This window comes from Streptococcus porci DSM 23759, from assembly GCF_000423765.1.
Taxonomy (GTDB): Bacteria; Bacillota; Bacilli; order Lactobacillales; family Streptococcaceae; genus Streptococcus; species Streptococcus porci.
Genome location: NZ_AUIP01000028.1, coordinates 1 through 11,210, shown reverse-complemented (window position 1 = coordinate 11,210; position 11,210 = coordinate 1). Strand labels below are relative to the sequence as shown.

Sequence of the window (11,210 nt, the reverse complement as noted above, 5' to 3'; positions counted from 1 at the left end):
AAGGTCATATTTTACCATTTGAGTATAAAAACACCCGAAAACTCAAGGTTTTTCAGCATTTTTCTGATGTGCCTATTATCATTTGTTCACCTTTTTGTGGACTAAAGACTTTCAAGGGCTTTTTCAAAGTATCTAACCGCTTCTTTTTCTTTATCTTTGGATAGATGGCTATAGATGTCCATGGTCATTGATAATTGAGAATGACCTAGGCGGTATTGTAATTCTTTATAACTGATACCAGCATTAAGCAATAAACTAGCGTGAGTGTGGCGGAAGGCGTGGAAGGTAAAGTAAGTAATACCTATCTCTTCGCAGCGTTTAGTAAGTCTTTGCTGCATGATCTGCATGCTTTGATAAATTCTAACTGGAGTAGCAAAGACCACCGAGGGCGCTTTTTCCCCAATATCTAAAAAGGTTAACCGTTGCCGTCCCTGGTATTGCTTGAGCATTAAGACGGTTTTGTTGTCGATGCTGATAACTCTAATCCCTGCTTTACTCTTTGGTGTTCCTACCAGGTCAACTAGGCGGTTGTAACTTTTACTTATGCTGATAGTTTTATTGTCTAGGTCAATATCAGACCAATCAAGGGCAACAATTTCCCCAAAACGGCACCCAGTGGCAAGTAAGAGCTTATAAAGCACGCTATCAAAATAATACTTATATTCTTGCTGGGATAGCATATCCATATGATCAAGCAGTTTTCTTAAGTCCGTGTTGTCAATGAATTTCACACGCTCCCTAGTCTCTTTTTGTTCTTTAGGTAGCATGACTTCCCTAGCTGGATTAAATGGCAATAGCTGGAGAATAACCCCAAACTGCATAATTCTAGTGACCACAGAGTGGACGGTGCTAAAATGAACCAATTTAGGCGCTAAGTCATTGATGAACGCTTGAAGATAGACTGTAGTTATTTTGTGGGGTTTCATGCTCCCCAATTTTGGCCAAATATGGTTATTGAGTAGTGAGACGGTATAGCGATAAGACTGGGGCTTTACCGTTAGTTTATAATTGCTGAGCCAAAGGTCAGATAATTCCTTGAATGTTTTAATATTGGTTTCTTGAAAACGTGTGGAGCCATTAGCTTTAAATTCTATTTCAGCTTCCTTGGCTTTTTGCTTAACCTCTTTTTTAGTCCTACCCGTGACGTTGGTTTTTACTTTCTTACCTGTTACTTGATCAGTACCTAAGTAAACATTGGCACGGTAAACGATAGTACCGTTTTTCTTTTTGATTTCATTGATTTTCATGATGATAAACCTTTCTAAACATCAGCAGGCAAGCCGTAAAGGTTTTATATCATGCTGAGCGTTACGAGAATAGCCCTATTTTCGTTTGTTTTTGGTGGGTAGGGTAAATATACCAGAAGAGAGCTAAAAGCGAATACAGGCGATTTTGGAGCGTTTGACAACGTGAGCAGTATTCTGATATGATAGACAAGCCCCCGGATTTTACTGAAGGGAGGTGATACCGTGGCAGAAATCATACTTACCACGTTTTTTCTGCCATTGTTGGTTGGTATTCTAACAGTACTGTTTGAATATTGGCTGAACAATCGCAGAAAGTAGCCCCAGGGGCAAAAGAAAAACCCTCAACGTTGCGACCGTTGGGGGCTTTTTTGATACCGTGCTAACATTCTTACCACGTTTGTTAACACCATCAGTATAGCACCCCTTTATTCAGTTGTCAAATGTTTTCATTCTTCATTAAGTGGTGTGAACGTTTTAACAATATTTAGGATTTGCTCCCTATCTTTTTGTGATAAAAAAACAACTCTAGTTAACAATTCGACTTCATAATCATTCAAGTAATATAAAGCGGTTGAGAGATTTTTTATATATTTAACAAAGCTATAACTTGCAGTATCCTTTATAGCTGTTTTTTCCTCTTCACTTTCAGCAAATGCGAACGGAACAGCGAAAACTTCAGTAAGCCAGTTTGCATTAACCAGTGACTTCATAAAGTCATCTTTATCAGTATAACGAGAATGAAGAATTAGTTTATCGAAACCAATCTTTACAATGTCATCAGGATCTAAAAATTCTTTTTCTTGAAAAGTTTCAGACCAGTCTGTAAACCCCAACAAATACCCGACAGGTACACCAAAATGGTCAGCGAGTGCCTGGGCTTTGTCTGGTTTGATTTGGCTTTCTCCATTTTCCCAATATATGTAAGTTCTTTTTGAAACTTTAGCAATATCAGCTACCTCTTGTTGAGTTAGCTTTTTTTCTTGCCTTAATTCTTTCAATCTATTCATAAATTTCACAACCTTTCAAATGTGATTATAACACCGATTTACAAAGATTGCAAAAAAATTGCGATTTTTTTAAAACAAGGGGTTGACATTGCAGAAACTTTGCATTATAATCAATCTTGCAAAAACGGATTGCAGAATTTTTGCAACTCCTCCACAACCTTTCACACTTTCAATCTATGGAGGGGAATTTTTCAAAGAAAGGAGAATGGCATGAGCAAACTCAAAGGATATCGGGTTATGTTGGGGCTGACCCAGAAGAATATGGCGGACAAGCTTGAGATTTCTTTGCAGTCATACAACAACAAAGAAACAGGCAAGACCCCATTTACTGACCGTGAACGCTTAATCATTCGTGAGCAGGTCAGAGAAATCAAACCAGACATCACCATTGATGAACTATTTTACAGTTAGAAAGGAGCCAAGATCATGAAGAACAACATGCGTGTATTGCTAGCCAAACGTCGTGAGAAAGTTTCACACGTTGCAGAGGCTACAGGCATTTCAAAAAGTACTTTGACGGCTTTGTACTACGAACGTACCAAAAAGCCAGATATTACAGTACTTCAAAAAGTCGCAAACTATTTAGGCGTGACGATTGATGAACTATTGACACCAGAAGATTAGAAAGGAGGCACACAATGGCAAAAACACCATTCACCCAAGAGGTATTGCACAGAATTTTAGAAGAGACGGGAACAATGAGCTTAGAGTTATTAAGCGAGGCGTTGCCCGACTGGTCAGAAAAAGACATTAAGCTAAGGCTTAATGGTTGGCGTTATCGTGGGGCGCTTGATTACACTTTGAAAGATGGCGAACTTGAAACCTTTGAACTCTTACGTAATAAAAAAGCGCACACTGAAGAAGTAAACGCAGGGCGTAGGCTTAAGCTTGAAGAATATTATAGGCAAGTTTTGGCAACGTCTGAGATTATCAACAAGCCAACGGCAAGCGATAGCAACCGATTGAAAGCTATTCAGTTGCAGCAGGTAGCCATGGATGAAATACCTGATTATTATTTCAAGGAATTACAAGAAATCCATGCTTAAAGACAACAAAAAAAGGCTTTGAGAGCGACCAAACTTCCAAGCCTTTCACTATCAACTAAATCACAATAATAAGGCAGGCAAGCCGTTATTAAAGGGATTTTAGTAATTTATTGATATATCCATTATATCATATCCATACGCAGGGCGCTATCCCTTAAAACTAGCCCCGACTGATTAAGCGTCCGCCAACTTGGGGATTTTATCCCAGCGTTTAGCAGTCGGTCAATCTTGTATAGTAAAGAATAGCATTAAAACAGAACAAGCACGCGCAACAGCGTAGGCAATTACACAGAAAAATAAAAAAATCGAGGCATAGCATGGAAAAAATTAAAGATATGACACCAGAAGAATTTAACGAGCTTATAGCGGAGATCAAAGAAAAATCACCGAATCTATTTCAAATGGTCAGTGATTTTGTAGATAAGAAACTGACATCCGATGAGGTCAATACTTTTCTAGCAATGACTAGAGATGAACAGTTAGATTTTATTAAAGACTACCAAGCGAGGTAAGACATGCAAAATGAACTAAACCTAACACCAACACAAGGTATTATTGTGATTATAGTATGCTTAGTTATTCTCGTCCTATTATGGCGATATGACAAGCCTAGCAACATTTCAGACACCAAACCAACAGAAACACCCAAGGACTACGTTAAAGAGCGCTATGGTGCATATATTTGGCTCTCTAACAAACATTACAATTAGGGGGATTGAATGACAGATTTAGAATTAAGGATTTTGCGATTGATCCCTGTAGGTGCTGGTAATCCACGTGCAGGGAGGTACATTGCTAAGTTAGTAGGCATTGACATCAGAACGCTAAGGGAGAACGTCCACCGCCTTATCGTAAAACATGGTGTCCCAATTGTGGCCAAACGTGGGCTAGTTAGTGGCTACTATATCCCAGCTAATGACACCGAGCGCCTGGAAGGTATCCGAGAACTGAAGGCCCAATATGACACAGAAGGTAAGCGCCTAGATGTGCTGATTAAAGCAGACCTGGAAAGCTATAAGAAATTACTGAAAGGGGCTGATATGAATGTTTAGCCTAAGTAAAGAAAGTGAACAGGATCTAACCCAGGGAGTGCTGGAGCTGGTAGGAAGTTACTTAGAGGCGCGTGAGCAAACCCCACCAAGACTGTTAGGGCTAATCACAGCTCAACAGGTTAAAGATGAACTAGACATAAAGGATAAGACCTTGAAACGTTGGGAGCAGGCAGGGCTAAGACGGTATCAGCCCCCGCTTGAGGATACCAGGAAGGTGTTTTATAAAATCCATGATATTTTAATCTTTTTGGGGGTGGATAATGGCAAGGTATAGCGTACACCCCGCACAAGGTGGCGGACATTATCACGATATTAAAATAGCGAAAGACAGACGTCCAACCCTTGAGCAAAACAAGGAGCTGCAACGACTGAAGAAACTCAAAAAGAAACGGAGAAAATAACATGAACGAATTTTACACAGGCGAGTTAGAAAACCTTGTCATTGAACTACAAAACCGAGTTGACGAGCTGGAAGAGCGACTGGAGCGGTTAGAAAATGATTTACGAGGCTAGAGGCTTTCAGAATAATCTAGTCTATCCGTTTGATAGGCTAGAGCCGTTTGAGTATATCGCACAATTTAAGCCAATGAAAGTACCTGAAGGGGTGGACATTGAGCAATTCAAACGCACACAAGCCCCCTACTGTATCAGTGGCAAAGTCACAGCAGATAAGAAAGGCACTCACAGACGAAACAACTCCAGTCTGGTCTATCGCGATTTGATTTTCTTGGACTATGACGAGCTAGAAGCATGTGCAGACTTTCCCAGAATCGTTTCTGAGGCACTTTCTGACTACTCCTATATCATTTACCCGACAATCAAACACACGGCTAAAAAGCCCCGTTACAGGCTTGTAGTGAAGCCTAGTCACAAGATGAAAGAAACGACCTACAGGGCAACAGTCCAAGAGATAGCGGATAAAATCGGGCTACCCTTTGACGTTGCTAGTCTTACATGGTCACAATTACAGGGTTTACCCGTGGCGACTGGAGATCCAGAAGAATATCAGAAAATTATCCACAGGGGGAGCGATTACCCTATTCAAGCGGTATTGGATAAACAGCCGACAAAAAAGGCTGTAACTACTACTTACACCCCACGACCTAGCGGACACCGTTCGATCACTATGCGGGTTATAGACACGCTTTTCAATGGCTTTGGAGATGAAGGCGGTAGGAATGTGGCAGTCACCCGCTTTGTAGGGTTGCTGTTTAATAAGTGGGTAGATGCAGACCTAGAAACAGCTTACGAACTTGTGACAATCGCAAACGAACAGACACCTAACCCGTTGCCGATTGACGAGTTAGACCGTACTTTTGAAAGTATCGCACGGGCAGAATACAGAAAGAGAGGATAGGACAATAGAACTTGAACAACTAAAAAGCATGGAAAGTGAAATCATGTTAGAACGTGAAAGCGAGGACAAGCATTTTAAGACTTTCAAAGGCATTAGGGGGCAACTGATTAAAGAGTGCCAAGATATGAAAGACGAAGCTTTCAAGATTGCCTATGATGAAGTTATGGCCGACAGTAAACATCTGGAAAATGTTAAAAGTGGTAAGATAACTCAAGAGCAGCATGAAGAACTAGCACGACAAAAAGGAGAGGAAGCGAGTGAGAAAGTCCTTCCTAAAACACCGCTAGGCGTGGCTATTATGCTAAAAAAACATATCCGTTTTATTAGAATTAAGCCAGAAGCCCAGGGACAAAAAGCCCCGCTATACTTCTATAATCCCGACTTTGGTATTTGGTTGGAAGACAATGAACTGTTACAAGATTTGGTTTCTGTTATTTTTCCAAATGCTACGGAAAAACAGGCCTTTGACACCCTTTATAAGATTGCTAGACAAAGTCAGATGAAAGAAATTCAAAGTGATTATACGGTGATTGGGAAACAGCTTTATAATGCTCAAACAGGAATTTTTGAAGAACTCACACCCGATATAACAGTTACAAGGAAGATTAAGACCGGATACAATCCAAAGGCAAAAGAACCAACTGTAACAGGTTGGAAACCTACAACGTGGCTACGGGAGCTATTTGACGGTGACGAGGAACTTTATAACCTTGCGATCCAAATTATAAAGGCAAGTATCACTGGCCAATCATTACATAAAATCTTTTGGCTTTTCGGTGAAGGTGGAACAGGAAAAGGAACGTTTCAGCAGTTGCTTATAAACTTGGTTGGTATGGAGAACGTGGCTAGCTTGAAAATAACAGGACTTGCAAACAGTCGCTTTTCAACCTCTATCTTACTGGGTAAGTCCCTTGTTATCGGTGATGACGTACAGAAGGACGCTGTTATCAAAGACACGTCGGATATGTTTAGCTTGGCAACGGGTGACATCATGACCATAGAGGATAAAGGGAAACGTCCTTACAGTATCCGCCTTAATATGACGGTTGTGCAGTCTTCCAACGGGTTACCACGAATGAACGGGGATAAGTCAGCCATTGACCGACGTTTTAGGATTTTGCCTTTTACAAAAGTGTTCAAAGGAAAACCTAATAAAGCAATAAAAGACGATTATATCAATCGCAGGGAAGTTCTAGAATATTTGGTAAAGTTGGCGATTGAAACGCCTATCGCTGACATTAACCCTAAGAAGTCTATTGAAATACTAGAGGAACACCACAAGGACATGAACCCCGTCATTGATTTTGTTTCTATATTTTTCACTGATAATCTTAATAGTGAGTTCATACCTAACAGTTACGTCTACCATGTTTGGAAAGATTATCTGAGCTATTATGACGTGAAGCTGTCCAAGTCTGAGAGAGGGTTGCATCGAGAAATTAAAAATAATCTTCCGGAAGGATTTGAAGCAGGCATGAAAATGATACCCGCTGGGAGGCAAATTCACGTAGGTTTCTATCCAAAAGAAGATTTACCACCCTTTGCAAGTAACACTTATTTCAACGGTAGGCAGGACCCCGAGAGGCGCAAAAAACCGAAGAATGAACGTGGGTACTATAACCATTGGCCAGAACATAAACGGAGAAAGAAAAAATAAAATTTATCACGTTTATCACCAAGGGAAAACTAAACGTGATAGAAATAAACCCAGTCATATCAAGGGTTTTACTCGTTTATCACGTTTAACACGAAAAAAATAAAATTTCCCGTATATAGATATTATAGAGAGCAACCTTTGAATATCCTATATATAGATTTTATTTTTAATGTATATAACGTGATAAATGTGATAAATAAGACCTAAACCCTTGGTACTACTGGATTTTAATTTATCACGTTTTCAAAAAATAACGTGATAAATTTTAAAAAAACGTGATAAATCGGAGGTAAAACAATGAAAATCAAGCTATTTTATCAGAAACATAAGCAAAGCCTGGAGGAATTTGAAAACCAGGTTAACGACTTTATGGCAGACGTTGAAGTTATTGACGTGAAATATACAGAGGCAACTAGTGGCGACTATGAAGCCATGACTACAACGCTAGGGTTACTGATCCTATACAAATAAAACGGAGACAAACAACATGACAAACAATGATTATTTAGAACAAGCAGAAAAAGACCGATTAGAACTTGAACAACACCGATTGGCTTATATGGCTGATGATACCCCCGTAGAAGCTGATGATATTCCCAAGTTACTGGAGATAGCTAAAAAGTTACAGGAAGAGGATACCAGTCTGAACATTTATGAACTGTATAAGCACCCAGAAGCGCGTGCTAAACTATTCTCACAGATAACTGAAGCTTGTTATATGGCTTTGAATGCTACACCGACACAAACTCAAAGATTGGCATTTTGCGACTATCTAGAACAGCAATACGAAACAATCCTAAAGAAAGTTATTGCTAGTACAGATAAACAGGCATTAGGAGAATTGCTAGACCTGCTAGAGCTACCAGCAGATACTGAAAAACAGTTTATCCGAGATATGGCAGTCAGCGGGCTATTATCCAAAGAATAAAACAGAACTGAAAAACAAAAAATGACAAATCAAGGGGGATTTAATGGATTTTATAGAGAATTTTGTGTATTTTAGGGATAAAAATGGTATAATGAAGATGTTAGAAATTCCAAAGTTTGGAACGATTGAACTTATTGTAAACGATGGTAAAATCGTAGCAACCGAAACGACGGAACGAAAACATTATTAAATACTAACTGAAAAACAGAGGTATGACATAAATGGAATCTATTCTATTTTGTCATGCCTCTTTATTGTTACTGGAGGAAGAAATGATTGATAATAACTATATTGATGAATTAATCAAGCGGGCGGGGATAGAGGAAAGAACCTCGCCAAAACGTATAACTAAAGCTGAAATTATGGCCGTGGAAGACGATAATGAGCGTATGAAACTCATTGCAGAAAATAGAGATTTATTTTAAAAGGGGTTATATCATGGCAGAATTCAAAGAAGGACTTGAAATTATTAAAAATCTTTCCAAAGAAATCAAGGAAAAAGAAAGTTACTTAGGTGAAATACAGGAAGCAATTAAAAAAATCGATATTAGTGAAGATGTTGCAAATATTCAAGAATTGGCAAAAAATGCTGAAAAAACTCATACTTTAGCGATTTATAATCAAGAAAAAAATCGAGTAGAAAAAGAGTTAGACATGCTAAAAAATTCAACAAAACTTTACTATGATTTAAAAGATGCAATACAGTGTTATCGTGAGAAGAATTTTAATAATTCTCAAAAGATAGATCAAGAAATCAATGAACATCTTGACAAAATAAAAGAACTGTATCGTAAGCGCCAAGGGGAAAAAGGCAAGATTATATCAGCTATTTATGAAATTATTGGTAAATCTGAGAACTACTTACCTGAAGAGATGGAAGTAGATGGAGCTTTCTTGATACCTAAGTATTCATTAGAAAAGTTTGCTACCGGTGAGATTTTCACTGATAGTGGTGTACAATCAATTTTTCCACCACTAGATTTTAGTGAGATTGCAAAATTAAGATAAGGAGGGGGCGTTGGAAAAGTTAAACAAACGGCAAGAAAATTTTTTGACCAACTTGCTTTTAACTGGTAATGTAACCAAGGCGTCTGAACTTGCTAATATAAGCAGAGGTAGGGCTTACGAGTATCTGAAAAATGCAACCTTTAAGCGTGTATATCGTGAACGCAGGAGCGAGCAATTAAAAGAAGCGACAGCCCTATTACAAGTTGCTAGTATAAAAGCGGTCAAGGTACTTACCGATATCATGGAAGACGAGACCGCTAGCCCTTACGCTAGGGTACAGTCAGCCCAAACAATTCTTACAACAGCTTACAAGGCTGTTGAGACGGTGGAGATTGTCGAACAGCTAGAAGTATTGGAGGCTAAGCTATTAGATGAGTCTTAAAAGTTTAAAGAAAAATATCGCTAGGCTTGAAGAAATTGCAGAACAACAATCTAACTATTTTGTAATGATCATGAATCCTAACGGTGTTATTCAAGTACAGTATAAAAAGAATGGTAGCAATGACCCGGTGAAAGTAAGGAAGTTTGAAACAGTTGAAGATGCTGAAAAATTTTTGAATAACCTAGGGCTTTCTGAAGATAGCCAAATAATAAATTTATGTTTTGGAGAGTGGGATGATTAATAGTGCGTGGGAAGTCATTTCCACAAGTTACAAATTTATAATGCAACAGTCATTGGACTATTATTCAAAAAATAAAACAAAGAGGCACGCAGGGTAAGAAGTTTCAACAAATTTATTTACCATAAGAGGGGAATAATGACCATAGAGGAGTTAAAGCATAGGCTAGAGGGTATTAGGTGGATTGATAAAGAGATCAGCCAGCTTTACCTGGAACTTCAATATTTGGAAACCGGGCTATTCAAACAGACAACACTTACACAAACCAGGGTACAGACTAGCAGGGCAAACAGTTCTGAAAGTCAGTTAGTTGCCCAGCTAGCAATTAAAGAGGACATAACAAACAGAATTGACAGGCTAACTAAGGAGCGCCTGGAGCTGATTAGGATGATTGACACACTAAGAAATCCTAAGTACCGTCTAGCTTTAAACCTTTACTATATCCAACAAAAAGTGGATTTGGAGGCAGGGGAGATAATGAATGTTAGTAAGACAACATTTTTTAGATATTTGAAGTTAGCACTTGCTGAGCTCGCTGACTTATTATCTAAAACATAGAAAGAAAACTAAACTTTCTAATATAGGGTAACAAAACTCTAAAACCTAACAAACACAGTAAAACTCAATGGGATACAGTAAGTCCATAGCATACGCGTATTCCTACAAAATCAGCCAATATTAGAGGATTTGAAAAACTTTTCAAGAAGTTATATAATTACGGTATAAGATATAAGTTGAAATGAGGTGAGCGGATTGACTGAAAAAGAACGTCAGGAATTACAAAGTCTTAGAGAGAGAACGTGGCACTTGGACGGTCGTGATGTTTTTACACCAGAAGAGCAAACAAGGTTTTTTGAACTTTTGCTAAAAGAGAGTGAAGTGGCGTAAATATTAAGCACCTAGAGAAATCTAAGTGCTTTTTTTGTAAAAAAGACCATCACGCGCGTGACACCATGTTATAATAGACCTAACAGCAATCCCAAGACAATCAAAAAAAGCGTAGCTGATGACTACGCTAGTTCTTGCCTGCTGAACTCATAAGTTAATGACCTATTTTAGGTCTTTTTTTGTTCCCCTTTTTGTGGACTTTCTAAGATAGTCTAAGAAAACCCAAAGGGATATGATTTTGAAAAAATGGGATAATAACAAGGTTTTCGGCATTCTAAGGAATTATAACGAACACAGGAGCTGTGAAGGTCATATTTTACCATTTGAGTATAAAAACACCCGAAAACTCAAGGTTTTTCAGCATTTTTCTGATGTGCCTATTATCATTTGTTCACCTTTT

18 protein-coding genes and 1 pseudogene are annotated in these 11,210 nt (G+C 38.6%); 17 read left to right on the top strand and 2 right to left on the bottom strand.

Going from position 1 to position 11,210, the window contains the following annotated elements; all coding sequences use genetic code 11:
• Positions 1-101 precede the first annotated feature (101 nt).
• Positions 102-1,247: a tyrosine-type recombinase/integrase gene (locus tag G576_RS0109510; RefSeq protein ID WP_027974400.1), complete on the bottom strand. Its 1,146-nt coding sequence runs from the start codon at positions 1,245-1,247 to the stop codon at positions 102-104.
• A gap of 446 nt (positions 1,248-1,693) precedes the next feature.
• Positions 1,694-2,254 (bottom strand): helix-turn-helix domain-containing protein, encoded by a 561-nt coding sequence (locus tag G576_RS13390; RefSeq protein WP_083960008.1) that lies wholly within the window; start codon positions 2,252-2,254, stop codon positions 1,694-1,696.
• Between the two features lie 210 nt (positions 2,255-2,464).
• Here G576_RS13390 and G576_RS0109500 point away from each other — a divergent pair, with 210 nt between their 5' ends.
• From G576_RS0109500 to G576_RS14060, 17 genes and pseudogenes are all read left to right on the top strand, one after another.
• Positions 2,465-2,665, top strand: a complete 201-nt coding sequence (locus tag G576_RS0109500; RefSeq protein WP_027974399.1) for a helix-turn-helix transcriptional regulator — start codon at positions 2,465-2,467, stop codon at positions 2,663-2,665.
• A gap of 15 nt (positions 2,666-2,680) precedes the next feature.
• Positions 2,681-2,878 carry a helix-turn-helix domain-containing protein gene (locus G576_RS0109495; RefSeq protein ID WP_027974398.1) on the top strand — a complete coding sequence of 66 codons (198 nt, stop codon included), beginning with the start codon at positions 2,681-2,683 and terminating at the stop codon, positions 2,876-2,878.
• Between the two features lie 14 nt (positions 2,879-2,892).
• On the top strand, positions 2,893-3,300 hold the full coding sequence (locus tag G576_RS0109490) for a hypothetical protein (RefSeq protein WP_027974397.1): 408 nt from the start codon (positions 2,893-2,895) through the stop codon (positions 3,298-3,300).
• A 317-nt stretch (positions 3,301-3,617) separates the two neighbouring features.
• On the top strand, positions 3,618-3,812 hold the full coding sequence (locus G576_RS12685) for a hypothetical protein (protein WP_037618885.1): 195 nt from the start codon (positions 3,618-3,620) through the stop codon (positions 3,810-3,812).
• Positions 3,813-4,019: 207 nt separating this feature from the next.
• On the top strand, positions 4,020-4,352 hold the full coding sequence (locus tag G576_RS0109480; RefSeq protein WP_027974396.1) for a hypothetical protein: 333 nt from the start codon (positions 4,020-4,022) through the stop codon (positions 4,350-4,352).
• Positions 4,345-4,626 carry a hypothetical protein gene (locus tag G576_RS0109475; protein WP_027974395.1) on the top strand — a complete coding sequence of 94 codons (282 nt, stop codon included), beginning with the start codon at positions 4,345-4,347 and terminating at the stop codon, positions 4,624-4,626. The genes G576_RS0109480 and G576_RS0109475 overlap by 8 nt, the downstream gene beginning before the upstream one ends.
• Before the next feature lie 222 nt (positions 4,627-4,848).
• Positions 4,849-5,709, top strand: a complete 861-nt coding sequence (locus G576_RS0109460; RefSeq protein ID WP_027974394.1) for a primase alpha helix C-terminal domain-containing protein — start codon at positions 4,849-4,851, stop codon at positions 5,707-5,709.
• Between the two features lie 28 nt (positions 5,710-5,737).
• Positions 5,738-7,366 (top strand): DNA primase family protein, encoded by a 1,629-nt coding sequence (locus G576_RS0109455; RefSeq protein WP_051178094.1) that lies wholly within the window; start codon positions 5,738-5,740, stop codon positions 7,364-7,366.
• Between the two features lie 297 nt (positions 7,367-7,663).
• Positions 7,664-7,837 (top strand): sporulation protein Cse60, encoded by a 174-nt coding sequence (locus tag G576_RS13625; protein ID WP_156875134.1) that lies wholly within the window; start codon positions 7,664-7,666, stop codon positions 7,835-7,837.
• A 16-nt stretch (positions 7,838-7,853) separates the two neighbouring features.
• On the top strand, positions 7,854-8,294 hold the full coding sequence (locus tag G576_RS0109445; RefSeq protein ID WP_027974392.1) for a hypothetical protein: 441 nt from the start codon (positions 7,854-7,856) through the stop codon (positions 8,292-8,294).
• 91 nt (positions 8,295-8,385) lie between these two features.
• Positions 8,386-8,484: a DUF2292 domain-containing protein gene (locus G576_RS13380; protein ID WP_245563032.1), complete on the top strand. Its 99-nt coding sequence runs from the start codon at positions 8,386-8,388 to the stop codon at positions 8,482-8,484.
• A gap of 154 nt (positions 8,485-8,638) precedes the next feature.
• Positions 8,639-8,719, top strand: a pseudogene (locus tag G576_RS13620) (DUF4355 domain-containing protein); the annotation flags it as partial.
• 13 nt (positions 8,720-8,732) lie between these two features.
• Entirely contained in the window at positions 8,733-9,302 is a 570-nt protein-coding gene (locus G576_RS0109430; protein WP_027974390.1) for a hypothetical protein, read from the top strand.
• Positions 9,303-9,312: 10 nt separating this feature from the next.
• Positions 9,313-9,684, top strand: coding sequence for a hypothetical protein (locus tag G576_RS0109425; RefSeq protein ID WP_051178092.1), 372 nt, complete (start codon positions 9,313-9,315; stop codon positions 9,682-9,684).
• The gene (locus tag G576_RS0109420) at positions 9,674-9,925 is read left to right on the top strand and encodes a hypothetical protein (RefSeq protein WP_027974388.1); all 252 of its coding nucleotides are present in this window, start codon (positions 9,674-9,676) and stop codon (positions 9,923-9,925) included. The genes G576_RS0109425 and G576_RS0109420 overlap by 11 nt, the downstream gene beginning before the upstream one ends.
• Positions 9,926-10,060: 135 nt before the next feature.
• Positions 10,061-10,480: a DUF1492 domain-containing protein gene (locus G576_RS0109410; RefSeq protein ID WP_027974387.1), complete on the top strand. Its 420-nt coding sequence runs from the start codon at positions 10,061-10,063 to the stop codon at positions 10,478-10,480.
• Positions 10,481-10,675: 195 nt separating this feature from the next.
• Positions 10,676-10,810: a hypothetical protein gene (locus G576_RS14060; protein ID WP_281168653.1), complete on the top strand. Its 135-nt coding sequence runs from the start codon at positions 10,676-10,678 to the stop codon at positions 10,808-10,810.
• Positions 10,811-11,210 lie beyond the last annotated feature (400 nt).